The 24052-nt window shown below is 75.5% G+C and carries 23 protein-coding genes; 13 read left to right on the forward strand and 10 right to left on the reverse strand.

Features of this window, described 5'->3' with window-relative positions; translation table 11 throughout:
* Positions 1-85: 85 nt before the first annotated feature.
* Genes ACI8AX_RS15650 through ACI8AX_RS15660 form a run of 3 tightly spaced genes read right to left on the reverse strand, consistent with a single transcriptional unit; the run spans position 86 to position 3122 of the window.
* Positions 86-1021, reverse strand: coding sequence for a type II secretion system F family protein (locus ACI8AX_RS15650; RefSeq protein ID WP_456550760.1), 936 nt, complete (start codon positions 1019-1021; stop codon positions 86-88).
* Positions 1018-1875: a type II secretion system F family protein gene (locus tag ACI8AX_RS15655; RefSeq protein WP_456550761.1), complete on the reverse strand. Its 858-nt coding sequence runs from the start codon at positions 1873-1875 to the stop codon at positions 1018-1020. The genes ACI8AX_RS15650 and ACI8AX_RS15655 overlap by 4 nt, the downstream gene beginning before the upstream one ends.
* Positions 1872-3122, reverse strand: a complete 1251-nt coding sequence (locus ACI8AX_RS15660) for a CpaF family protein (protein WP_456550762.1) — start codon at positions 3120-3122, stop codon at positions 1872-1874. The genes ACI8AX_RS15655 and ACI8AX_RS15660 overlap by 4 nt, the downstream gene beginning before the upstream one ends.
* A gap of 260 nt (positions 3123-3382) precedes the next feature.
* Between ACI8AX_RS15660 and ACI8AX_RS15665 the strand changes: the two genes are divergently transcribed.
* The gene (locus ACI8AX_RS15665) at positions 3383-3706 is read left to right on the forward strand and encodes a hypothetical protein (RefSeq protein ID WP_456550763.1); all 324 of its coding nucleotides are present in this window, start codon (positions 3383-3385) and stop codon (positions 3704-3706) included.
* Between the two features lie 21 nt (positions 3707-3727).
* On the opposite strand, the gene ACI8AX_RS15670 is transcribed toward ACI8AX_RS15665, so the two are convergent.
* Positions 3728-5887: an MMPL family transporter gene (locus ACI8AX_RS15670; RefSeq protein ID WP_456550764.1), complete on the reverse strand. Its 2160-nt coding sequence runs from the start codon at positions 5885-5887 to the stop codon at positions 3728-3730.
* A 171-nt stretch (positions 5888-6058) separates the two neighbouring features.
* On the opposite strand from ACI8AX_RS15670, the gene ACI8AX_RS15675 reads away from it, so the two are divergent.
* From ACI8AX_RS15675 to ACI8AX_RS15685, 3 genes are read left to right on the forward strand one after another with little or no spacing between them, the layout of a single operon-like run.
* Entirely contained in the window at positions 6059-7240 is a 1182-nt protein-coding gene (locus ACI8AX_RS15675; RefSeq protein WP_456550765.1) for a sensor histidine kinase, read from the forward strand.
* On the forward strand, positions 7237-7923 hold the full coding sequence (locus ACI8AX_RS15680) for a response regulator transcription factor (protein ID WP_456550766.1): 687 nt from the start codon (positions 7237-7239) through the stop codon (positions 7921-7923). The genes ACI8AX_RS15675 and ACI8AX_RS15680 overlap by 4 nt, the downstream gene beginning before the upstream one ends.
* 34 nt (positions 7924-7957) lie before the next feature.
* Positions 7958-8680 (forward strand): hypothetical protein, encoded by a 723-nt coding sequence (locus ACI8AX_RS15685; RefSeq protein ID WP_456550767.1) that lies wholly within the window; start codon positions 7958-7960, stop codon positions 8678-8680.
* 13 nt (positions 8681-8693) lie between these two features.
* Here ACI8AX_RS15685 and ACI8AX_RS15690 read toward each other — a convergent pair whose 3' ends face one another.
* Positions 8694-11294 carry an EAL domain-containing protein gene (locus ACI8AX_RS15690; RefSeq protein WP_456550768.1) on the reverse strand — a complete coding sequence of 867 codons (2601 nt, stop codon included), beginning with the start codon at positions 11292-11294 and terminating at the stop codon, positions 8694-8696.
* A gap of 145 nt (positions 11295-11439) precedes the next feature.
* Positions 11440-12981 (reverse strand): acetolactate synthase large subunit, encoded by a 1542-nt coding sequence (locus ACI8AX_RS15695; protein WP_456550769.1) that lies wholly within the window; start codon positions 12979-12981, stop codon positions 11440-11442.
* Positions 12982-13058: 77 nt separating this feature from the next.
* On the opposite strand from ACI8AX_RS15695, the gene ACI8AX_RS15700 reads away from it, so the two are divergent.
* The 5 genes from ACI8AX_RS15700 (at position 13059) to ACI8AX_RS15720 (ending at position 16699) form a co-directional block, all read left to right on the forward strand.
* A complete protein-coding gene (locus tag ACI8AX_RS15700) occupies positions 13059-13454 on the forward strand; it encodes a hypothetical protein (RefSeq protein ID WP_456550770.1) in 396 nt (131 codons plus the stop codon).
* Positions 13455-13547: 93 nt separating this feature from the next.
* Entirely contained in the window at positions 13548-14072 is a 525-nt protein-coding gene (locus tag ACI8AX_RS15705; protein WP_456550771.1) for a ribbon-helix-helix protein, CopG family, read from the forward strand.
* Between the two features lie 88 nt (positions 14073-14160).
* A complete protein-coding gene (locus ACI8AX_RS15710) occupies positions 14161-14952 on the forward strand; it encodes a DUF4097 family beta strand repeat-containing protein (RefSeq protein ID WP_456550772.1) in 792 nt (263 codons plus the stop codon).
* 11 nt (positions 14953-14963) lie between these two features.
* The gene (locus ACI8AX_RS15715) at positions 14964-15911 is read left to right on the forward strand and encodes an ATP-binding cassette domain-containing protein (RefSeq protein ID WP_456550773.1); all 948 of its coding nucleotides are present in this window, start codon (positions 14964-14966) and stop codon (positions 15909-15911) included.
* Entirely contained in the window at positions 15908-16699 is a 792-nt protein-coding gene (locus ACI8AX_RS15720; RefSeq protein ID WP_456550774.1) for an ABC transporter permease, read from the forward strand. Before ACI8AX_RS15715 ends, ACI8AX_RS15720 begins: the two co-directional genes overlap by 4 nt.
* Before the next feature lie 84 nt (positions 16700-16783).
* Here ACI8AX_RS15720 and ACI8AX_RS15725 read toward each other — a convergent pair whose 3' ends face one another.
* Positions 16784-17986 carry an acyl-CoA dehydrogenase family protein gene (locus tag ACI8AX_RS15725; protein WP_456550775.1) on the reverse strand — a complete coding sequence of 401 codons (1203 nt, stop codon included), beginning with the start codon at positions 17984-17986 and terminating at the stop codon, positions 16784-16786.
* A 131-nt stretch (positions 17987-18117) separates the two neighbouring features.
* On the opposite strand from ACI8AX_RS15725, the gene ACI8AX_RS15730 reads away from it, so the two are divergent.
* On the forward strand, positions 18118-18807 hold the full coding sequence (locus ACI8AX_RS15730) for a hypothetical protein (RefSeq protein WP_456550776.1): 690 nt from the start codon (positions 18118-18120) through the stop codon (positions 18805-18807).
* A 13-nt stretch (positions 18808-18820) separates the two neighbouring features.
* Positions 18821-19243: a DUF4190 domain-containing protein gene (locus tag ACI8AX_RS15735; RefSeq protein WP_456550777.1), complete on the forward strand. Its 423-nt coding sequence runs from the start codon at positions 18821-18823 to the stop codon at positions 19241-19243.
* 90 nt (positions 19244-19333) lie between these two features.
* On the opposite strand, the gene ACI8AX_RS15740 is transcribed toward ACI8AX_RS15735, so the two are convergent.
* From ACI8AX_RS15740 to ACI8AX_RS15750, 3 genes are all read right to left on the reverse strand, one after another.
* On the reverse strand, positions 19334-20287 hold the full coding sequence (locus ACI8AX_RS15740; protein ID WP_456550778.1) for an HpcH/HpaI aldolase/citrate lyase family protein: 954 nt from the start codon (positions 20285-20287) through the stop codon (positions 19334-19336).
* A gap of 96 nt (positions 20288-20383) precedes the next feature.
* Positions 20384-21355, reverse strand: a complete 972-nt coding sequence (locus tag ACI8AX_RS15745; protein WP_456550779.1) for a DMT family transporter — start codon at positions 21353-21355, stop codon at positions 20384-20386.
* On the reverse strand, positions 21349-22251 hold the full coding sequence (locus ACI8AX_RS15750) for a PhzF family phenazine biosynthesis protein (protein ID WP_456550780.1): 903 nt from the start codon (positions 22249-22251) through the stop codon (positions 21349-21351). The genes ACI8AX_RS15745 and ACI8AX_RS15750 overlap by 7 nt, the downstream gene beginning before the upstream one ends.
* Before the next feature lie 26 nt (positions 22252-22277).
* Between ACI8AX_RS15750 and ACI8AX_RS15755 the strand changes: the two genes are divergently transcribed.
* Both ACI8AX_RS15755 and ACI8AX_RS15760 read left to right on the forward strand, forming a co-directional pair.
* Positions 22278-23516, forward strand: a complete 1239-nt coding sequence (locus ACI8AX_RS15755) for a magnesium transporter MgtE N-terminal domain-containing protein (protein ID WP_456550781.1) — start codon at positions 22278-22280, stop codon at positions 23514-23516.
* Entirely contained in the window at positions 23509-24051 is a 543-nt protein-coding gene (locus ACI8AX_RS15760; RefSeq protein WP_456550782.1) for a DUF1003 domain-containing protein, read from the forward strand. Before ACI8AX_RS15755 ends, ACI8AX_RS15760 begins: the two co-directional genes overlap by 8 nt.
* The last annotated feature ends 1 nt before the right edge of the window (position 24052 follow it).

Below are 24052 nucleotides of genomic sequence, written 5' to 3' on the forward strand. Positions count from 1 at the left end.
CTGGAGTCGAAGGCTGCTGGTCCGTCACGTGATCCCCCCGAGTTGGTTGTGGCGGCAGTGGATCACAAGAACTCCTCGGTGGTGGTCAGCAGCGGGCGAGTGCTAGTCCTTTCGGTACGGCGTCGAAGAGAACGGTCACCGGCAGCACGAGGAACACGACCGGGACCATCATCGCGATCTCCTTGCGGCCGCCGGCCTCGAGCAGCCGGCGCTTGCCCGCCTCGCGGACGTCGGCCGCCTGCGCGCGGAGCACCTCGGCCAGCGGCGTGCCGCGCTCGATCGCCACGAGGAGGCCGTCGACGAACCGGGCGAGCGGGTCCAGGGACGTGCGGTCGGCCAGCTGCTGCAGGGCCTCGGTGAGCGGCACCCCGGCGCGGGCCCGGGCGAGCGCGCCACCGAGCTCGCGGGCCAGCTCGCCGCCCGACAGCCGCGAGACGCGGTCGATCGCCGCGGCCGGCCCCTCTCCCGCCGTCACTGCGAGCGCCAGGAGCTCGGCGACGACCGGGAACTCGGCCAGCAGCAGCTCCTCGCGCCGGTGGACCTGCCGGGTCAGCCACCAATCGCGGCCGAGCAGCCCGCCGACCAGGCCGGCCACGCACAGCAGCACCACCGAGAGCACGTTGAGCTCGCCGGAGGCCAGCGTGCCCAGCACCGCGACCGCCGCCGCCCCGAGGAGGCCGAGGCCGCCCCACACGACCTGCTCGACGCGGAAGTCCTCGACCGTGGTGTCGGACCCGAGCGCGTCCAGCCGGCGCCGGACGGCGGCGCGCCCGCCGAGCACCCGGTCGAGCACTCGGGCGCCGTCGGTGACCACGGGCCCGAACACCCGGCGGGCGGCGGAGAGGAGGCCGGGCTCGGTGACCGTGCCCAGCAGCCGGGACGGCGGCGGGCTGTCGTGGAGGTAGGGCGCGAGCCGGTCGACCAGCCGGACCGAGCGGAACGGGGGCGCGTACGTGACCACGAGCAGCAGGCCGGTCGCCGTGAGCAGCCCGAGGACCATCCCGAGGACGGGCCCGCTCACTGCAGCACCCGGACGTCCTGGGGCAGCCGCCCGATCCGCAGCATCAGCCGGTAGGCCAGCAGGCACACCGCGCCGCCGCCGACCAGCAGGACGGTGCCGGCCGCCGAGTCGTAGGCCGCCAGCGTCGTCGACTGGGTGGCCAGCAGGAGGAGCACCACCCACGGCGCCGCGACCGCCAGACGGGCGGCCTGCACCACCCAGCCCTGCCGGGTCTCCAGCTCCGCCCGGGCCCGGGCGTCCTCGCGCAGGAACGTGGCCAGGGTCCGCAGCACCCGCCCGAGGTCGCTGCCACCCACCTCGCGCGCGACGCGCAGGGTCTCGACGATGCGGTCGCCGACCGGGTCGGCGAGGTCGGTCTTGAGCCGGTCCAGGCAGTCGCCGAACCGCCCGCTGCTGCGGTACTCGGCGGCGAACCGCGCGAACGGCGGGCGCACCACCTCCGGGCCGCGGACCGCCAGGGCGCCCAGCGCCTCGGGCAGGGAGAGCCCGGCGCGGACGGCGGAGGCGAGGTTGTCGACCACCTCCGGCCACACCTCGCGCAGGTCGGCGCGCCGGCGCACCGCCAACCGGCGGACCTGCACCGCCGGCAGCGCGAACCCGAAGACGGCGAACGCCAGGCTGACCGTGACCGTGCCGGTGGTCAGCAGGACGACGACCAGCACCAGGAGCCCGAGGCCGATCTGCAGCGCCAGCAGCTGAGCGGCGTTGATGCCCGTGAGCCCGGCGGCGGCGAGCTGCTGCTGCCGGCGCCCGGGACGCCGCGGCGTGGACCGGCGCTGCGGCGCGCGCGGGCCGCTGCGCCAGACCAGCAGCAGGCCGACGCCGAGCAGGAGCCCCAGCAGCGCCCCCGTCACCGGTCCCACCGCCGGGTGTCGTCGAGCAGGGCGGCGAGGTCGATGCCGGCGGCGGCGAAGCGGTCGGCGTGCGGCGGGTGGCCCCCGGCCCGCACGAGCCGCCCGTCCCGGGAGGTGAAGACGTCGGCCAGCTCCACGACCCCGTCCTCGGTCCGGCCCGGAACCGCGACGACCTCGCGCACCCGCCGCTGCCCCGACGGGTCGGTGCCCACGTGCACGACCAGGTCCACGCTGGCGGCGACGGTGGGGACGACGAAGCCGCTGCCGATGTTCTGGCCCGCCAGCAGCGGCAGGGTGCACATCTTCACGATCGCCTCGCGGGCGCCGTTGGCGTGCAGCGTGCACATGCCCGGCAACCCGGAGTTCAGCGCGATCAGCAGGTCCAGGCACTCCTCCTGCCGCACCTCGCCGACCACGATCCGCGAGGGCCGCATGCGCAGCGCCTCCTTGACCAGCCGGCGCAGCGGGATCTCCCCCGCGCCCTCGAGGTTCGGCTGGCGGGTCTGCATCGCGACGACGTCGGGCAGCGGGACGCGCAGCTCGGAGACCTCCTCGCAGGTCACCACGCGCTCGCGCGCGGGGATGGCCGCCGTGAGGCAGTTCAGGAGGGTGGTCTTCCCGGCCTGGGTCCCGCCGCTGACCAGCACGTTGAGCCCGACGGCGACCGCGGCCTCGAGGAACCGGGCGGCGTGGGCGGTCAGCGTGCCGAGGGCGACCAGCTCGTCGAGCGAGTGCGCCTGCAGGACGAACTTGCGGATGTTCACGGCCATGTGCCGGCGCGTGATGTCCGGGATGACGACGTGCAGCCGGGAACCGTCGGGGAGCATCGCGTCGACGAACGGCGTGGACATGTCCAGCCGCCGGCCCGACGTGCGCAGCATCCGCTCGACCAGGTCGCCGAGCTCGCCGGCGCCCAGGATCGTCGTGGTCAGCTCGCTGCGGCCGCGCCGAGCGACGAACACCCGGCCCGGCTCGTTGACCCAGATCTCCTCCACCTCGGGGTCGTCGAGGTAGCGCTGCAGCGGACCGAAGCCGGCCACACGGTCCAGGACGTCGCGGACGACGGACTCGGGGTCGCCGATCGGGGGCAGCGCCGAGGTGAGCGACCGCTCGGAGTAGTCGGCGACGACGTCGCGCACGAGCGACCGCACCGGCACCGGGTCGACCAGCGGGTCCAACCCGCGGCGGCGGATGAGCTCACGCACCTCGCCGTCGACGACCTCCAGCGCGCTGGTCGCAGTCGGCACACGGACCCCCGTCGAGCACTCCCCGTTCCGGAACGCCGGGACTGTAGGCAGGCGAGCCGGTCCCGCGGGGGTGAGCTGGGCGGAGCTGTGGACAGCTCACGCTCACGCGCAGCGACGACCACCGGACCGGGTGACACCCGCACGGGGGCCGAGCGTGTGCGCGCAGGCCGCAGGACCGACCCCGGAACGCCGCGCCGGCGCACACGCTCTCCTCCCGACGAGGGAGGACATGCGGAACGGATCCGTCTACCGTCCTGCGCGTGACCTCGCTGCCCGGCCCCGCCGCCACCGCCCCCACGCAGGCGGACGCCACCCCGTCGCTCAGCACGTACGGCGGCCCGCCGGTGGACGTCGCCCTGCGTCCCCTCGACGGCGACGTGCTCGACGAGACCGCCTTCCGGCGCTTCATGGCCCGGCACGCCGCCGCCCAGGCGCTGAGCGCCCAGCGCACCGAGTTCTACCTGCGGTCGATGCGCCTGTACGTCGTGTGGTGGTTCTGGCTGACGGTCATCGGGGCGGTCATCGGCGGGATCTGGCTCGGCATCGCCCTGTCCGAGGCCGAGAGCTCCGGCTACCCGTACTGACCGCAGCAGGTCGCGGGCCGGTCAGCTGACCGCGGCCGGCTCGCGGGCCGGCGGCCCGGCGGGCACCGGGCCCTCCACGGTCAGGTGCGGCAGCGCCCGGTCCAGGCGCCGGGGCAGCCACCAGTTGGCCCGGCCGAGCAGCTCCATCGTCGCGGGCACCAGCACGAGCCGGACCACCGTCGCGTCGATCAGCACGGCCGCCGCCAGCCCGAAGCCGAACAGCTGCAGCTCCCGCTCCGAGCCGAGCACGAAGCTGCCGAAGACGCACACCATGATCGCCGCCGCGGCCGTGATCACCCGCGCCGTCCGGGCCAGGCCGGTCGCCACCGCCGAGGCGTTGTCGCCGGTCCGGTCGTACTCCTCCCGGATCCGCGAGAGCAGGAACACCTCGTAGTCCATCGACAGGCCGAACACGATCGCGATCAGCATCATCGGCACCCACGCCTCGACCGGCCCGACGCCCTCGATGCCCAGCAGGTCGGTCGCCCAGCCCCACTGGAACACCGCGACGAGCGCGCCGAACGCCGCCCCGATCGACAGCACGTTCACCACCACCGCCTTGAGCGCGACCAGCAGGCCGCGGAACACCACGGTCAGCAGCAGGAACGACAGCAGCAGCACCACGCCGAGGAACAGCGGCAGTCGCGAGGCCGTGTAGTCGGCGAAGTCGACCGCCGCCGGCTGCGCGCCGCCGATCGCCACCTCGGCGTCCGCCCCGGACACCGCAGCCGGCACGACGTCGTCGCGCAACCGGTGCACCAGGTCGGTGGTCGCCTCGTCGCGCGGCGCCGAGGCCGGCACGACCTGGAGGACGGCGGTGCGGCCGTCGTCCGCCACCGTCGGCGGGCTCACGGAGGCGACGCCCGGGTCGGCCGCGACCGCGTCGGCCACACCGGCAGCCACGGCCCCGGCGTCGTCCGCGCGGACCGCCACCACGAACGGGCCGTTCACCCCGGGGCCGAACCCCTCGGCCACCAGATCGTACGCCTCGCGCGCCGAGCTCCCCTCCGGCGCCGTGCCGGCGTCGCTGAAGCCCAGCCGCAGGTCCAGCACCGGGACGGCGAGCACGAGCAGCACGCCGAGCGCGGCGGTCACCCAGACGACGGGACGGCGCTGCACCGTCCGCGCCCACCGCTGCGCCCCCACCCCCGAGCCGTCGCTCCCCCGGCGCGCCCGCGAGCGCTGCAGCCGCGGACCCACGATCCCCAGGAGCGCCGGCAGCAGGGTGACCGCGCCGAGCATCGTCACCAGCACCGAGGCGGCGATGCCGACGGCCACCCCGGTGATCAGCTCCATGCCCATGAGCACCAGGCCCAGCGAGGCGATGACCACCGTGGTGCCGGCGAACAGCACCGACCGGCCCGCGGTGTGCTGGGCGAGCGCGACGGCCTCGACCACCGGCGTCCCGGCGCGCAGCGACTCCCGGAACCGGGTCACCACCAGCAGCGCGTAGTCGATGCCGACGCCGATCGCGATCATCCCGGCCGCGGCGCCGGCGAAGCTCGGCACGTCGATCACGTGCGCGGCCAGCTCGATCGCCGCGACGCCGCACAGCGCGCCCAGCACGCCGATGACCAGCGGCAGCAGCACCGCCACCAGCGAGCCGAACGCGACCAGCAGGACCACCGCGGCGGCGAGGACGCCGATCACCTCGGCCGGCGGCCCGCCCCCGCCCTCGGCCTCGCCTCCGCCGACCGCACCGACCACGACCTCCAGGCCGGGCACGTCGACGTCGCCACCCAGCGCGTGCAGCACCTCGGCGGCGTCGGCGACCTCGGCCTGGTCCACCTGCGGCAGGTCGACCTGCAGGTAGGCGACGTCGCCTCCCGGCGCGACCTGCCGCTCGCCGCCCGGGTCGAACGGGCTGGTCACCTGCGCCTCGGGCAGGTCGGCCGCGATCGCCCCGGCGAGGTCGCCGACGGCGGCGCGCACCTCGGGACGGTCCACGCCCTCGGCGGAGGAGAGGACCACCTGCACCTGCGTGCCCGAGCGCGCGCCGAACCCGGCCTCGGCCAGCAGGTCGGAGGCACGCCGGCTCTCGGAGTCCGGCAGCGAGAAGTCGTCGCTGGTGGGTCCGGCGAAGGCGCCGGCGAGGACCGACAGCAGGACCACGGCGGCCAGCCAGGCGCCGACGACGAGCCGGCGGGCACGGGCACAGGACCGGGCGAGGGACGCGAGCACGGCGCACTCCAGACAGGGGGGACGGCGACCGTGCCCACGCTGCCGAGGGCCTGCAGCCGGGGGATCCGCTGTGCCGATCGATCCCACTACGCACCTCGACGTACGCACCGACCGGTGCAGTACGTCGCCGCGCGGACGCCGGGGAGCGCGCCGACGCCCTAGCCTCCCCGCATGAGCTGGCGCCCCGGACGCGTCGACGTCGTGCTGGTGCTCGCATCCGTGCTGCCGGCGTGGGCCGCGCTCGCCGGTCACCTGGAGCCCGAGGCCCGGCCCACCGACGCCCTGGGTTTCGTCCTCGTCGCCGTGGTGGGCCTGCCCATGCTGGTCGCCCGGCGCGCGCCGGTGCCCGCGCTGTTCCTCAGCATCGCCCTGCTCTACGGCTTCTACTCGACCGGCTACTCCGCGGTCGGCCTGGCGCTGCCACTGGCGCCGGCGCTGTTCGTCGTCGCCCTCTCCGGGCGGCTCCGGCTGGGCGCGGTGACCGCCGGCACCGGCCTGGCGCTGTCGAGCACGTTCCGGCTGCTCAGCGACGGGCAAAACGAGACGGCCGGCCTGATCGCCTACGACGGCGCCCTGTCGCTCGCGCTCATGGCCGCCGTCCTTGCCCTCGGCGACGCGGTCCGGTCGCGGCGCGGCTGGCAGGCGGAGATGGCCGACCGGCTGCGCAGGGCGGACGAGGAGCGGGAGGCCGAGGCCCGCCGCCGCGTCGAGGAGGAGCGCCTGCGCATCGCCCGCGACGTCCACGACTCCCTCGGCCACGCCGTCGCGGTGGTGACCCTGCACGCGGCGGTCGCCGCGGAGGCGCTGGACGACGACGACCCGGCCGCCGCCCGCCGCGCCGTCGAGACCATCCGCGCGGTCAGCCGCGACGTCCTCGCCGACCTGCGCGACACCGTCGGGCTCCTGCGCACGGGCACCCCCGAGGGAGCCGCCCACACCCGCGGCCTGGCCGACGTCCCCGACCTGCTGGCCGCCACGGCGGCGGCCGGGGTGGACGTCCGGCTGGTCGAGGACGGCGACCCCCGCCCCCTGCCGGCCGCCGTCGAGGCCACCGCCCACCGCGTGGTGCAGGAGGCGCTGACCAACGTGCTGCGGCACGCGCAGGCCACCACGGTGACCGTCACCGTGACCCACGACCCCGAGGTCCTGACCGTCACGGTGACCGACGACGGGCGCGGCTCCGGGGCCCCCGGCGGCGAGGACGGCGACGGCGGCGGGCACGGCCTCGCGGGCATGCGGGAGCGGGTCGCGCTCCTCGGCGGCCGGCTGCTCGCCGGGGACCGGCCCGGTGGCGGGTTCGCCGTGAGCGTCCTGCTGCCCGTGCCCACCGGCCGGGTGCGGGCACCGGCGTGATCGGCGTCCTCGTCGTCGACGACCAGCCGCTCGTGCGGGCCGGCATCCGCGCGGTCCTCGAGCGCGCCGACGACCTGCGGGTCACCGGTGAGGCCGGCGACGGCCGGGCGGCCCTGGACCGGCTGCGCGCGGCCCCGGCCGACGTCGTCCTCATGGACCTGCGGATGCCGGTGCTCGACGGCATCGAGGCGACCCGCCGGATCGTCGCCGACCCGGCGCTGGGCGCCACCGCCGTCCTCGCCCTCACCACCTTCGACGACGACGAGCTGGTGTTCGGGGCGCTGCGTGCCGGCGCCAGCGGCTTCCTCCTCAAGGACGCCGAGCCCGACGCGCTGCGCCGCGCGGTGCGGGCTGCGGCGGCCGGCGAGGCCGTGCTCGACCCCGGGGTGACCCGCAGCGTGCTCGCCGCGGCGCTGCACGCCCCGCCGGCCCCCGACCGGATGTCGCTGCGGCACCTCACCGATCGGGAGCGGGAGGTGCTGGCGGCCGTCGGCCGGGGCCTGTCGAACGAGGAGATCGGGCGGGAGCTGCACATGAGCCCGGCGACCGCGCGCACCCACGTGGGCCGCGTGCTGACCAAGCTCGCGGCCCGCGACCGCGCACAGCTGGTGGCGATGGCCTGGCACCACGGACTCGTGTCCTCCGCGCCGCGAACGGGACCGCCGGGGAGCGACCGCGGCTAGCGTGAGCGCTCCGCACAGCCCGACGGGAGACCCGGTGACCGGCAAGAGCCTGACCAAGCTGATCGGCTTCCTCGCGTTCCTGGCGGTGGTCGCCGGCGCCACGGTCGCCGCCTGGGACTACGACACGACCTCCTCCAGCAGCAGGGGCCGGGGGCTGGAGACGATCTGGCACGGCCTGCTCGCCCTCGTCGGCCAGGAGGAGAACGCCACCGGGGACATGATCTGGATCGGCCGCGGCCTCGCGCTCGTCGGCGTCGCCCTGCTGGTGCTCTACGTGGTCCGCCGGGTGCGTGCGAGCCGCCCCGCGGGCGCCGACCGGCCGGCCGGGCAGCAGCCCGGCGAGCAGCACGCACCGGAGCACGCGACCCAGCAGTACGCGTCGGCACAGCACGCGCCCCAGCAGTACGTGCCCGAGCAGTACGCGCCCCAGCAGTACGCGCCCCAGCAGGCACCGCAGCAGCCTGGTGCCGAGCCGTACGCCGCTCCGCAGCCGCAGCCGCAGCCGCAGCCCCAGCAGGTCCAGTGGTCGACCGGTGGCCCGCAGCCCGCACCCCCGCCGGCGGCCTCGCTGTCCTGGGGTGCGGTGACCAGCGGGCCGACGCCCTTGCCGCCCGTCCCGCAGGAGCGCCCTCAGCAGGAGCAGGCCGGTGAGGAGCAGCCGACGCAGCAGGCGCCGCAGACGCGGCAGCCCGACCCGGCCGACATGACCCGCGAGGTGATCATCCCGCCGCTGCCGCCGGGCTGGGGCCGGGGATGAGCCCGGCCGGCGGTCAGGCCTCGGCGCGCGCGGAGGAGCTGCTGAGCAACAGCAGCGACGCGTCGGCGGGCTCCAGCGGCCGGGCGAACAGGTAGCCCTGCGCCAGGTCGCAGCGGCCGTCGACGAGCAGCCGGTGCTGCACCTCGGTCTCCACGCCCTCGGCCACGATCTCCAGGCCCAGCGTGCGGCCGAGCTCGATCATCGCCCGGACGATCGGCGGCAGGACGCCGTCCTCCCCGATCGTCGCCACGAACGACTGGTCGATCTTGAGCACGTCCACGGTGAACTGCCGCAGGTGCGCCAGCGACGAGTAGCCGGTGCCGAAGTCGTCCAGCGCCAGCCGGACGCCGAGCCCGCGCAGCGCCGCCAGGCACTCGCTGGCCCGCTGCGGGTCGCTGACCAGCGCCGTCTCGGTCACCTCGAGCACGAGGGCCGACGGCGACAAGCCGCTGACCGCCAGCGCCTCGGCGATGTGGCCGACCAGGTGCGGCGAGGTCAGCTGCACCGCCGACACGTTGACCGCCATCGTCAGGTCGCGGTCGTGCTCGGCCCGCCACGCCGCCGCGGCGGTGCACGCCTCGCGCAGCGCCCAGGCGCCGATCTCCTCGATCAGCCCGGAGGCCTCGGCGACCGGCACGAACCGGGATGGCGGGACGGGGCCCAGCGTCGGCGAGTCCCACCGCAGCAGCGCCTCGAACCCGCTCACGGAGCCGTCGGCCAGGTCGAGGACCGGCTGGTAGACCATCCGGAACTCGCCCGCGGCCAGCGCGCCGTGCAGCTCCTGTTCCAGCTCGCGGGCCGCCACTGCCGACTCCCGCATGGCGGGGTCGAAGACCACCGAGCGGCCGCGGCCGGCGAGCTTGGCCGCGTACATCGCGATGTCGGCGTCGCCCAGCAGGGAGTCGCCCGTGGCCCCGGGGCCGCCGACGGCGATGCCGACGCTCCCGGAGACCGTCACGCTCTGCCCGTCCAGGACCACGGGGGCGGCGAGCGCGGCGAGCACCCGCTCCGCCGTCGCCGCGGCCTCGTCGTGACCGCTGCCGCACTGCTCCACGAGGACGGCGAACTCGTCGCCGCCGAGCCGCGCCACGGTGTCGTCCACGCGGACGACCGAGCGCAGCCGCGCGGCGACCTCGCGCAGCAGCGCGTCGCCGGCCGGGTGGCCGAGGGTGTCGTTGACGCCCTTGAACCCGTCGAGGTCGATGAAGACCAGGCCGGGCTGCCCGTGCCCGCGGGCGCCGCGGCGCAGCGCCTGCTCCACGCGGTCGGTGAACAGGGCGCGGTTGGCCAGCCCGGTCAGCGCGTCGTGGAACGCCTGGTGGGCCAGGGCCTCCTCGGCCCGCTTGCGGTCGGTGATGTCGGTGACGTGCACGACGACGCCGCCGACGTCCGGGTCGTCGGTCAGGTCGACCAGACGGACGCCGATCCAGTACGCCCGGCCGGCGCGCTCGCAGGCCAGCTCCGCGTCGACGACGTCACCGGCGGCGTGCAGCGCGCGGCGGAAGACCACGTGCGCCTCGTTCGGGTCGGCCCCGAGGAGGCGGACCATGTCGCCCGCCTCGACCGCCTGCCCCGCGTCGAGGCTGAAGCCCGCCGGCAGGGTGGAGGGGTCGCTGAGGAGCTGACCGTCCCGGCTGACGACCACGACGGCGTCCGAGCTGTGGGCGGCCAGCGCGGCGCTGTACCGCTGCTGCGACTGCACCCGCGCCCGGGCGGCGGCCTCCCCGCGCACCAGCAGCGAGGCGCGCACGAAGACCAGCGTGGTCAGGGTGAGCGTGGTGGCCAGGAGCAGACCGGGGGTCTCCTGGGCGTCGCTGACGTCGAGCACGAACTCCATGACGGCGGGCACCAGGAGGGCGCCGAGGGAGACCGCGAGCCGGCTGAGCCCGCTGCGCACGTCGACGAGGGACTCCTCGGGGAGGGGCCGCCGGTGCTCCCGCGGCAGCGTCGCGAGGCCGAGCAGGACCGAGCCGAGCATCCACCCGGTGTCCAGCCACGAGTTCGCGAGTGCCGCGTCGGCGCCGAGCAGGTAGCCGACGTCGCACACCAGCCACGCCCCGACGCCCGCGGCGACCAGCAGACCCGCCAGCTCGCCCCGGGCCCGCCGGACCAGCAGCCGCATGACCAGCCCCAGCAGCGCCGCGTCGAGGGCGGGGTAGAGCGACCACACCAGCCGCGTCCCCACCGGCAGCTCGGCGTCGGAGACGATCGAGGCCAGGGACAGCTGCCACACCAGCGCCAGGCCGGCGACGAACACCACGAGCGTGTCGATCCAGCCCGCGACCGCCCCGTCCCGCGCGCGGTCCCGGCCGCCCGCCAGCCGCCACAGGCCGACGCCGAGCGCGACGTAGCTGCCGAGGTACCAGGCGTCGGACGGCGCGACGTCGGCACCGGTGCCGAGCTCGGTCTGCACCTGCCAGCTGACGTCGCCCAGGAAGTACAGGGTCAGGCCCAGCGCGACCAGGCGCACGGCCGGGCGCGCGGACTCCGGCTGACGCCCACTGCCCCACCAGGCCAGGACGACGGCGGCGAGCTCCACCGCGTAGTACAGGAGCATCCCTCCGACGCTGCCGTGCACGGCCAGGTGGACGGCGAGGAGCGCGACCCCAGCCACGCAGATCCCCGCTGTGCAGGCCCGCAGATCCCGGCGCACCCCAGCCTCCAGCCGTCGACGACACTGTCAGCTGGGGGATCGGCCGGCGGCATCCGGAACTGGATGAGCCGAAACCAGCTCTCCCCCGGAGGGGTGAGGCGCCCGGTCAGCGCAGGACGGCGTCCACCAGGTGCGGCCCCGGCTCGGCCAGCGCGGAGCGCAGCTGGTCGGCCAGCTCCTCCGCGGTCGTCGCCCGCGTGCCCGGCACGCCCATGCCCTGCGCCAGCGCGACGAAGTCCAGGCCGGGCCCGCCGAGGTCGAGCAGCTTGCCGGCGCGCTCCCCGCCGCCGGAGGCGCCGACCCGGGAGAGCTCGTGCTCGAGGATCGCGTAGGAGCCGTTGTCGCAGACCAGCACGGTGACGTCGAGCTGCTCGCGGGCCATCGTCCACAGCGCCGAGATCGTGTACATCGCGCTGCCGTCGGCCTGGATCGCGAGCACCGGCCGGTCCGGGGCGGCCACCGCCGCCCCGACGGCCATCGGCAGCCCGTCGCCGATCGCGCCGCCGGTGAGCGCCAGCCAGTCGTGCCGGGGCGCGCCGGAGGTCAGCTCGGCCAGGCCCACGCCGGAGGTCAGCGCCTCGTCCACCACGATCGCCCGCTCGGGCAGCAGCGCCCCGACGACCGCGGCCATGGTCCGCGGGGTCAGCTCCCCGGTCGGCAGCTCCGGGCGCGAGGCCTCCAGCAGCTCCGGCTGCACCTCCTCGGCCACCAGGTCGGCCAGCTCCCGCAGCGCCGCGACGCCGTCCTCCCCCGGCTCCGACAGCACGTGCACCGTGCAGTCCTCCGGCACCGGGGTGCCCGGGGTGTCGGGGTAGGCGAAGAAGTGCACCGGCGGCCGGGCACCGGCGACCACGAGGTGGGCGGTGCCGGCGAGCGAGGCCATGGCCATCTCCGGCGGGTAGGGCAGCCGCGGCAGGTCGGGCAGCCCGGCGCCGCGGACCGCCCGGGCGGGGAAGGTCTCGCTCATCAGCCGCGCGCCGGTGCCGGCCGCGACCTGCGCGGCGGCCCGCAGCCCGGCCTCCGACGCGACGACGTCCCCGCCGACGAAGAGCACCACGGGCGCGCCGGAGCGCAGCGCGGCGGCGACGGTCCCCAGCCGGTACGTCGTCGGCACGGGTGCGTACCGCGGCGCGGGCGGGTCGACGGGCTCGGCGCCCTCGGACCACGAGACGTCGGCCGGCAGCACCAGCGTGGCCACCTGCCCGCGCGCGGCCGCGGCCACCGCCTCGACGGCGTCGGCGGCCACGTCGGCCGGTGACAGCGACCGGCGCACCCAGCCGGAGACGCTGCCGGCGATCGCGTCGACGTCGGACTCCAGCGGCGCGTCGAGCCGCTTGTGCGAGCGCGCGTGGTCGCCGACGACGTTGACCAGCGGCGCTCCCCCGCGGCGGGCGTTGTGCAGGTTCGCCAGCCCGTTGCCCAGCCCGGGGCCCAGGTGCAGCAGGGTGGCGGCGGGCCGGCCGGCCATCCGCGCGTACCCGTCGGCGGCGCCGGTGGCGACCCCCTCGAACAGGGTCAGGACGCCGCGCATCTCCGGCACGTCGTCCAGCGCGGCGACGAAGTGCATCTCCGAGGTGCCGGGGTTGGCGAAGCAGACGTCCACCCCCGCGGCGACCAGGGTCCGGACCAGTGCCTGTGCTCCGTTCACGTCCGCGACCCTCGCACGCGGGCGTGGGGCCCGCTGGGCCAGACTGGCGGCGCCCGACCCCGACCGGACGAGGAGCCATGAGCACCCCGCAGCCCGCCGCCCCGCGCACCCGCCCGCACCCCGCCTTCAGCGCGCTGGTGGGGCTGACCTCGCTGGGTGTCCTGCTCCAGGGGCTGTGGGCCGGGCTGTTCCTGCGCCGGGACGGCGACCGGGAGACGTGGGTCTCGGTGCACCAGCACGCCGCCGAGGCCACGATCGTCCTGGCCCTGCTGGCCGTGGTCGCCGCGCTGGTGTGGCTGCGGCACAACCGGCCCGCCGTCGTCGGCAGCGTCGCGCTGCTCGTCCTCCTCGGAGTCGAGTACCTGCTCGGCCTCGCCGGCAACGAGTCGGTCGCCGTCGTCCTCCACGTTCCGCTGGCCATGGTGCTCATGGCGCTGGCGGTGTACCTGCCGGTGGTGGCGCGCCGCGGCTGACGGCGGCCGCTCTCCCCGCGGCCACCAGCACGTGACACCACTCCGACGCCACCGACGGTTGACGTGACACCAGTGTGGTGTCACAGTGACGTCATGGACCTCGCCCCCTTCGTCGAGCAGCTGCGCCGCGACCTGCTCCACGCGGCCGGCGCGGGTGGCGAGGAGGCCCGCGCCCTGGCGGAGCGGCTCACCGCCCCGCTGGAGTCCTCGGTCCGCCTGGCGCTGCTCAGCGCGCTGTCCCAGGCCGCCGAGGAGATCACCGCCCAGCTCGCGCCCGGCACCGTCGACGTCCGGCTCCGCGGCAGCGACCTCGGCTTCGCCGTCACCCCACCCCCGGTCGCGCCGTCCGGCCCGGCCGCCGACGCCCCCGCACCGGAGGCCCCGCCGGCCGCGGGCCCCGCCGTCGACCTCGACGAGGGCGAGACCCTCCGCATCACGCTGCGGCTGCCCGAGCAGCTCAAGGCCCGGGTCGACGAGGCGGCCGGCCGCCTCGGCATCTCGGTGAACACCTGGCTGGTCCGGGCGGCCGCGAACGCGGTCGAGCCCGGCTCCCCGCCGTCGACCCCGCGGCGCGGCCGCCGGGCCTCCGGCACGAACTACACCGGCTGGGCGCGCTAGCGCCGAGCCGCACCGCCGCACCGCCGCACCGCCGACCCCGGCCGACCGGTCCGGGGGCGATCCCCCCTGCCCCGAGGAAGGCGCAGCCATGCCCACCTTCGACACCCCCGGCCCCGTCGCGGCCCGCATCGAGGTCGTCCACGGAGCCGTGCAGGTCCACGCGGACGACCGGCACGACACCACCGTCGTCGTGCGGCCGCGCGACCCGGCGAGCGCCGCCGACGTCGCCGCCGCCGAGCAGGCGGAGGTCTCCTTCGCCGACGGCCGGCTGCTCGTCCGGTCGACCAGCCGCCCCCGGCTGCTCTTCTTCGGGTTGGGCCCGGAGGTCGAGGTCGACGTCGTCCTCCCCGCAGGGTCCTCCCTCGACGTGCGCACCACCGCGGGCGACATCAGCTGCACCGGCCGGCTGGGCGCCGCGGACCTGGAGTGCAAGCACGGCGGCGTCCGGCTGGAGCGGGCCACCCGCCTGCGCGCCCGGAGCTCCAGCGGGAACATCTCGGTCACCGCGGTCGAGGGCGAGACCGAGGCGGTCACCTCCTACGGCGACGTCCGCGTGGGCGAGACCGCCGGGCCCGCACGGCTGGAGACCGGCTACGGCAACGTCACCGTCGACCGGGCGCTGGGGTCCCTGACGGGCACGACCAAGTACGGCCAGGTGCGGGTCGGCGAGGCCGTCCGCGGCTCGCTGGTGCTCGAGACCGCCTACGGCGAGGTCGAGGCCGGCGTGCCCGAGGGCACGGCCGCCTGGCTCGACGTCTCGACGGGCACCGGCCGGCTCCGCAACCTGCTGACCGAGGCGGAGGGCCCCGAGGACGCCGCGGAGACGGTCGAGATCCACGCCCGCACGTCCTACGGCGACATCCTCGTCCGCCGGGCCTGAGCGGACCTGCCGTGCACACGCCTCCCGCCATCTCCGTGACCGGCCTGCGCAAGTCCTTCGGCGCGACCGTCGTCCTCGACGGCCTGGACCTGACCGTCCCCGAGGGGACGATCTACGCCCTGCTCGGCCCCAACGGGGCCGGCAAGACCACCACCGTGGACGTCCTGTCCACCCTCACCCCCGCCGACGGCGGCGAGGTGCGCGTCGCGGGGCACGACCTGCTCCGCGAGCCCGACGCCGTGCGCGCCTCGATCGCCCTGACCGGCCAGTTCTCCGCGGTCGACACGCTGCTCACCGGGGCGGAGAACCTGCGCCTGATGGCCGACCTGCTGCACCTCGGCAGACGGGAGGGACGCCGGCGGGCCGCCGAGCTGCTCGATCGGTTCGGCCTCGTCGAGGCCGCCGACCGGACGCCGGCCACCTACTCCGGCGGCATGCGCCGGCGGCTGGACCTCGCCATGGGTCTCATGGCCGACCCCCGCGTCGTGTTCCTCGACGAGCCCACCACCGGGCTGGACCCGCGCAGCCGCCGGGCCATGTGGGACGCCGTCCGCGGACTGGTGGCCGAGGGCGCGACCATCCTGCTCACGACCCAGTACCTCGAGGAGGCCGACCAGCTGGCCGACCGGATCGGCGTGCTCGACCGCGGCCGGCTCGTCGCCGAGGGCACGGCCGAGGAGCTGAAGCGGCTGGTTCCCGGGGCGCACGTGCGCCTGCAGTTCGGTGACGTGGCCGCCCTGCACGAGGCGGCCCGGGCGCTCGGCGTCCCGACACCGGACGCGGCCGCCCTGACGCTCGAGGTGCCCGGCGACGGCAGCGCCGCCGAGCTGCGTTCCCTGCTCACCCGGCTGGACGACGCGCACGTCGACGTCGCCGCGCTGACCGTGCACACCCCCGACCTGGACGACGTCTTCCTGGCCCTGACCGGCCGTCCGACCACCGAGGAGGTGCCCGCGTGACCACCGTGGGCCTCGCGCTGACCGACTCCGCGACCATGCTGCGGCGCAACCTCAGGCGCGCCGTCCGCTACCCCGGCCTCACGGTGGTCGTCGCGGCGATGCCGATCGTCTTCCTGCTGCTGTTCGTCCACGTCTTCGGCGGGACCCTCGGCGCCGGGCTCGGCGGCCCCTCCGGTGGCCGGGCGGAGTACATCGCCTACGTGGTCCCCGGGATCCTGGTCCTCGCCATCACCGGCGGGGCCCAGGGGACGGCGATCGGGATGGCCATGGACATGACCGAGGGCATCATCGCCCGGTTCCGCACCATGTCGATCGCCCGCGGCTCGGTGCTCACCGGCCACGTCGTGGGCGCGGTGGTGCAGACGACGGCCGGGCTGCTGCTGGTCGTGGCCGTGGCCCTGCTCGTCGGGTTCCGGCCCGACGCGAACGCCGCGGAGTGGCTCGCCGTGGTGGGGGTGCTCGCGATGGTGAGCTTCGCGCTGTCGTGGCTCGCGGTGGCGATGGGCCTGGCGACCAAGACGGTCGAGGCGGCCAGCAACCTGCCGATGCCGCTCATGCTGCTGCCCTTCTTCGGCAGCGGCTTCGTACCGGTGGAGTCGATGCCGGCGGGACTGCGCTGGTTCGCCGACCACCAGCCGTTCACACCGATGATCGAGACGGTGCGCGGGTTGCTCACCGGCACGGAGATCGGCTCGAGCGCGGTGCTGTCGGTCGCCTGGTGCGCGGCCATCGCCCTCGTCGGCCACCTGTGGGCCCGGCGGAACTACGAGCGACGCCCCGCCCGCTGACCACCCGGCACACCGGACGAGATCTGCACACCCGTCGCCATCAGCCGCTGATGGTGACGAGTGTGCAGATCTCGCCGAGGGTGCTCAGCGCTTGAGCGCGTACTCCTTGAGCAGGTTGCGGCTGATGATCGTCTTCTGGATCTCGCTGGTGCCCTCGCCGATGAGCAGGAACGGCGCCTCGCGCATGAGCCGCTCGATCTCGTACTCCTTGGAGTAGCCGTAGCCGCCGTGGATGCGGAAGGACTCCTGGGTCACCTCGGCCGCGTACTCACTCGCGATGACCTTGGCCATGCCGGCCTCGACGTCGGAGCGCACGCCGGCGTCCTTGAGTCGGGCGGCGCGGACCATCATCGTGTGCGCGGCCTCGACCTTGGTGGCCATCTCGGCGAGCTTGAACGCGATCGCCTGGTGCTGGGCGATCGGCTTGCCGAAGGTCTCCCGCTGCTGGGCGTACTGGATCCCGAGCTCGAACGCGCGGATCGCGATGCCGCAGCCGCGGGCGGCGACGTTGACCCGGCCGACCTCGACGCCGTCCATCATCTGGGCGAAGCCGCGGCCGGGCTCGCCGCCCAGGATGGCGTCGGCGCCGATCCGGTAGCCGTCGAACACCAGCTCGGTGGTGTCCACGCCCTTGTAGCCCATCTTGTCGATCTTGCCGGGGATGGTGAGCCCGGGGGCGACCTCGCCGAAGCCGCGGGGCTTCTCCACCAGGAACGTGGTCAGGTTCTGGTGCGGCTTGGGGTGGCCGAGGTCGGTCTTGACCAGCGCGCCCACCAGCGAGGAGGAGCCGCCGTTGGTCAGCCACATCTTCTGGCCGTCGATGACATAGGTGTCGCTGTCGCCGTCACGTACCGCCTTGGTGCGGATCGCGGCCACGTCGGAGCCCAGGCCCGGCTCGGACATGGAGAACGCGCCGGTCACCTCGCCGGTGGCCATGAGCGGCAGCAGCCGCTCCTTCTGCTCGGCGGTGCCGTGCTGGCGGAGCATGTAGGCCACGATGAAGTGGGTGTTGATCACCCCGGAGACGCTCATCCAGCCGCGGGCGATCTCCTCGACCGCCAGCGCGTAGGTCAGCAGCGACTCCCCCAGCCCGCCGTACTCCTCGGGGATCATCAGCCCGAAGATCCCCAGCTCCTTGAGCCCGTCGACGATCTCCTGGGGGTACTCGTCGGCGTGCTCGAGCTCCTGGGCGGCCGGGATGATCTCCTTGTCCACGAAGGTCCGGACCGTCGACAGGATCTCCTGCTGCACGTCGGTCAGGTCGGCGGTCTGGGCGAGACGGGCCATCGGTTGCGCTCCTCCGGGACTCCGGTGTCCGTTGTTACCGGCGAGTATGCGGGACGGCGGGGCTCCCTCCACCGTGGCGCCTGTCACCTCGGCCGCCCCCTCCGCCGCCCGCGAGGCTAGCGTCGGTGCGGATGACCGCCCGCCTGCGCCTGGCCGCCGCGACCGCCGCCCTCGTGCTGCTGGCCGGCTGCGGAGGGGACGACGACGCCGGCGCCGGCAGCGGCACCCCGACCAGCGCGCCGGCGCCCGCGCAGGCCGCCGAGTCGGCCGCGGCCGCGCTCGACCCCGCCACCGTGGCGAACGCCGGGGAGGCCGCTCTCGCGGTCGCGCTCCGCGGCACGGACCTGCCCGCCGGCTGGTCGGTGCAGGCGAACCCGGTGCCCGAGCGCAGCGACCTGGCCGCCAACCCGAGCCTCGAGGGCATCTGCGGGGTGTCCTTCGCCTCCGAGGAGCGCCGGGTGCTCAAGTTCCCCGTCGTCGGGCTGGACCCGGCAGGTGCGCCGACGGTCGTGTCGGAGGCCATCGCGTACGACACCGCCGCTTCCGGCGCCCTCGCGCTCACCGAGCTGCGCGACGCCCTGTCGGCGTGCCCGGCCGGCGACCGGACCTTCAGCGAGCCGCCGGTCGTCGAGGGGCTGGCGGAGGACGTCGTGGTGGCCCGCTACAGCCTGGCCGACGGCACCACGCAGGACGTGGTCGCCCAGGGGCGTGGCGCGGTGGTGTCGGTGCTCATCGCGGAGGATCCTGCGGCGGGCGCGGCAGCCGCCCAGGGCATCGCCACGCGGCTGCGGGCCCTGCCGCCGGCCGCCGTCGGCCAGTGACCGGGAGGACTCCATGAGCAGCGACGACTTCCACCGCGGCGACCCGCCGCCGTCCGGTCCCGGGCAGCCGCAGCCGTACGGGTCCCCGCAGCCCTACGGGTCGCCGCCCGCGTACGGGCAGCAGCCGTACGGCGCCCCGCCCGGCTACGGACCGCCGGCGTACGGGCAGCCGGCGTACGGCCCTCCCCCGGGCTACCCGCCCTACGCCTACCGGCGCCCGACCAACACCATGGCGATCCTGGCGCTGGTCTTCATCTTCGTGTTCTCGCCGGTCAGCCTGGTGCTCGGCCTCATCGCCCGGCGGCAGATCCGCGAGACCGGCGAGGAGGGCGACGGCATGGCCCTGGCCGGCGTCATCGTCGGCGGCATCTCGGTCGGCCTGATCGTGCTGGCGATCCTGTTCGTCGTCGTCGCCTCGGTCTCGCTCAGCCCCTGATGGGGGACCCCGTCCCCCTCACCCCTCGCAGGCCCGGGGCGAGCCCCTGGACGGGGCCGCCGGCTGGTCACGCCGAGCGGCCCCGTCTCGTCAGGCGTCCGGGGGCGTGAAGGACGAGGTGCGGGACATGCCCGCGGCGCGGCCCTTGCCCGCGATGACCAGCGCCATCTTGCGGCTGGCCTCGTCGATCATCTCGTCGCCCAGCATCGCCGAGCCCTTCTTGCCCCCGGCCTCCGACGTGTACCAGTCGTAGGCGTCGAGGATCAGCTCGGCGTGGTCGTAGTCCTCCTGCGACGGGGCGTAGATCTCGTTCGCCGCGTCGATCTGACCCGGGTGCAGCACCCACTTGCCGTCGAAGCCCAGCACGGCCGAGCGCTTGGCCACCTCGCGGAACGCGTCCACGTCGCGCACCTGCAGGAACGGGCCGTCGATGGCCTGCACGCCGCGGGCGCGGGCGGCCATCAGGATCTGCATGAGGATGTAGTGGAACGGGTCGCCCGGGTAGTCCGGGTGCAGCGCCCCGACCACCAGCGACTTCATGTTGATGCTCGCCATGAAGTCGGCCGGGCCGAAGATGATCGTCTCGATGCGGTCGCTGGCGAAGGCGATGTCGTTGACGTTGATCAGCCCCTGCGCCGTCTCGATCTGCGCCTCGATGCCGATCCGGCCGACCTCCAGGCCGTTGGCCTTCTCGATCTGGGACAGCAGGAAGTCCAGCGCCCGCACCTGCGCGGCGTCGGCGACCTTGGGCAGCATGATGCAGTCCAGGTTCGCCCCGGCGCCCTCGACGACCTCGATGACGTCGCGGTAGGTCCACTCCGTCGTCCAGTCGTTGACCCGGACGGTGCGGATCTTGTCGCCCCAGCCGCCCTCGTTCAGCGCCGCCACGATGTTCTTGCGGGCACCGGGCTTGGCCAGCGGCGCGCACGCGTCCTCGAGGTCCAGGAACACCTGGTCGGCGTCCAGCCCCTTCGCCTTCTCCAGGAACCGCGGGTTGCTACCCGGGACGGCCAGGTTGGAACGGCGGGAACGGAGCTCGGCCACGGTGCCTCCTGCTGCGAACGGGGTAGCGGCGACCTCGCCGCTCGTCGGTTACCGGACAGTAGTGACGGCGCGGTGCCCCTGCCGCGCCAGGGGCGGCTATGTGGCCGGTTCCACGATCGTGGCGGGCCGGCTGGCGCGGACGACGAGCGCCACCCCGGCGACGACGAGGACGACGCCCGGCAGCGCGAGCAGCGGCGGCAGCTGACCGAGCAGGACCAGCGCGAACAGCAGGGCGCCGGGCACCTCCAGCAGCACCACCAGGCTCACCATCGTCGGTCCGACCGAGGCCAGCACGAGGTTCAGCAGCGTGTGCCCGAGCAGCTGCGCGCAGAAGGTGATGCCCGCGATCAGCCACCAGTCCCGTGCCGGGAACCCGCCGAGCGGGGTCGAGGTGGCCAGCGCGGCGACGGCGATCGCGACGGCGCACACCCCGTAGCAGACGACGGCGTAGGCCGAGGTCGACAGCCGCTCCCGGGCCCGCGCGCCGGCGAGCACGTAGCCACCGGCGCAGACGGCGCCGAGCAGCGCCAGCGCGTCGCCGGCCAGCGCCCGCGCGCTCACCGTGACGTCGACGCCGGCGATCAGCGCGACGCCGGCGACGGCCAGCACCAGCCCGCCCCACACCGCGCCCGGCAGCCGCACCCCGGCCACCCGCGCCGCCAGCGCCGTCCAGATCGGGGTCGTGGTCACCAGCGCCGTCGACGCGGCGACCGTCGTCATCGACAGGCTCGGCAGCCACGCGGCGAAGTGCGCCGCCAGGAAGAGCCCGGCGACGACGGAGCTGCCCAGGTCGCGCACCCGCAGGCCGCGCAGCGTCGCGCGCTCGCGCAGCAGCAGCACCGGCAGGAGCACGGCGGCGCCCGCGGCGTTGCGCCAGAAGGCCAGCGCCAGCGCCGGCGCGCCCAGCAGCGTGGTCAGCGGCGCGGACAGGCTGATGCCGACCACGGCCATGGTCATCAGGCCGACGTCGCGGGTGCCGGGCCGGTGCACCGCCCACGCGGCGGCCGCCCCGTTCGGCGGCTCCCGTCGAGCGGGGCGGGGCGTGAGGGGGACGGGGTCCTTCACCACGAGGGGACGCGGATCCTCCCCGCGGCGATCGGCACGACCGCCCCGGCGACCGTGGCCGACATCGCCGCCCCCGCGGTGGCCGTCACCGTGCAGGTGAGGACCGAGGGCCGGCCCACCTGGTCCCCCTGCCGGACGACGTACTCGCTGGTCCCCTCGCCCCTGAGCAGACCGTTCGCCGTGAGCCACACGCCGGCGCCCAGCGCGGCCGACCCGGTGGCCGGGTCCTCCCCCCAGCCGAGGCCCTGGACGAAGACGCGCGCGTGGGCGGTGCCGGTCAGCCGGTCCCAGGAGAAGACCGACACCCCGTGCCCGGCGACCCGGTCCAGCAGCACGGGGTCCGGGGCCGCCCGGTACACCGCCTCGTGGTGCACGTGCAGGTAGGTGAAGGGCAGGCCGCAGCCGGCGACGTCCGCGGGGTGGCCCACGAGGTCGGCGGGCGCGAGGCCCAGGGCCTCGCCCAGCTCGGCCGGGTCGGGCCCCTCCTCGAGCGTGGGCCGGCCGCCGGAGAGCCGCGCGCCGTCCCCGTCGACGACGACGTCGAGGACACCGGCGCCGCACTCCTGGCGCAGCGTGCCGGCCGGCAGCCGGCCGGTGCGCACCAGCGTGTGCGCGGCGCCGACGCTGGGGTGGCCGGCGAAGGGCAGCTCCACGTGCGGGGTGAAGATGCGGATCCGGTAGTCGGCCGCCGGACCGCCCGCCGGGGCGAGGTGGTCGCCGCCCTCGCCGGGGGCCGACAGGAACGCGGTCTCGGAGAGGTTGAACTCGTTGGCCAGCGCCTGGCACTGCGCCGTGGTCAGCCCGTCGGCGTCGAACACCACGGCCAGGGCGTTGCCGGCGAAGGCCCGCGGGGCGAAGACGTCGACGATCTCGTAGTCCAGCGCTGCCGGGGCGTCCACGGGCGCCGACGGTAGCCTCAGCGGCCATGACGACGGTGACGCGGGCCTACGTCTCCCGCCTCGCCGGGCTGGCCGTCTTCGACCCGAACGGCGACCGGGTCGGCAAGCTCCGCGACGTCGTCGTCGCCCTGCGGGTGGGCAGCGCCCCGCCGCGGGTGCTCGGCCTGGTGGTCGAGGTGGTCGCGCGCCGCCGGATCTTCGTGCCGGTGGGTCGGGTGACCGCGATCGACCCCGGCGCGGTGATGCTCGCCTCGGGCACGCTCAACCTCAAGCGCTTCGAGCAGCGCCGCGGCGAGACGCTGGTGCTCGGCGAGCTGCTCGACCGCACGGTCACCATCGACGAGTCGGGCCGGCCGGCGACCGTCGTCGACGCGGGCATGGAGCAGCAGCGCACCGGCGAGTGGCTGATCACCCGGCTCGCCGTCCAGGAGCCGGGCCGGCTCGGCCGCCGCGGGCAGCTCCACCAGCTGGCCTGGGACGAGGTCACCGGGCTGGGGCTGCCGGAGAGCGGTCAGGGCGCCGAGACGCTCATCGCCACCTACCGCGAGCTGAACGCCGCCGACCTCGCGCACGCGCTGCAGGACCTGCCGATCAAGCGCCGGCACGAGGTCGCCGAGGCGCTGGACGACGAGCGGCTGGCCGACGTCCTCGGGGAGCTGCCCGAGGCGGAGCAGATCACCATCCTCGGCACCCTGGCCGAGGCCCGCGCCGCCGACGTCCTCGAGGAGATGGACCCCGACGACGCCGCCGACCTGCTGGCCGAGCTGTCCAACGTCGACCGCAACCGGCTGCTCGAGCTCATGGAGCCCGACGAGGCCGAGCCGGTCCGCCAGCTGCTGCAGTACACCGAGGACACCGCCGGCGGGATGATGACCAGCGAGCCGGTCATCCTCACCCCCGACGCCACCATCGCCGAGGCGCTGGCCCGGGTCCGGGCGCCGGAGCTCACGCCGGCGCTGGCCAGCCAGGTGTACGTCTGCCGGCCGCCGTCGGCCACCCCGACCGGCCGCTACCTGGGGCTGGCGCACATCCAGCGGCTGCTGCGCGAGCCGCCGTCCAGCCTGGTCAGCGGGGTCCTCGACGACCTGGAGCCGCTGCACCCGGCCACGCCGCTGGCCGAGGTGACCCACTACTTCGCCACCTACAACCTGGTGGCCGCGCCGGTCGTCGACGAGCAGGGCCGGCTGGTGGGCGCGGTCAGCGTCGACGACGTCCTGGACCACCTGCTGCCCGAGGACTGGCGCGAGCGGGCCCGGCGTGGCTGACCCGGGCCGGCGGCTCGACGTCCCGCGGGGCCGGGCCGGTGGGTTCGGCAACTTCCTGCGGCTCGACCCCGACGCGGTCGGCCGGTTCGCCGAGAACATCGCCCGCTTCCTGGGCACCGGGCGCTTCCTCGCCGTCCAGACGATCATCGTCATCGCCTGGATCACCCTCAACGTGGCCGCCGTGCGGCTCCGCTGGGACCCCTACCCGTTCATCCTGCTCAACCTGGCCTTCTCCACCCAGGCCGCCTACGCCGCGCCGCTGATCCTGCTCGCGCAAAACCGGCAGGCCGACCGCGACCGGGTCCAGGCCGAGGAGGACCGGGCGCGGGCCGCGACCACCCGCGCCGACACCGAGTACCTGGCCCGCGAGCTCGCCGCGCTGCGGGTGGCGGTCGGCGAGCTGGCCACCCGCGACTTCATCCGCAGCGAGCTGAACCGGCTCTCCGGCGACGAGGCCGACAAGCGGGAGGAGAAGGCCCGCAGGAAGAAGGACAAGCGCGAGGCCCCCGCCGAGGGCGGCACCCCGGGACGGTGAG

Source organism: Blastococcus sp. SYSU D00813 (assembly GCF_054050735.1).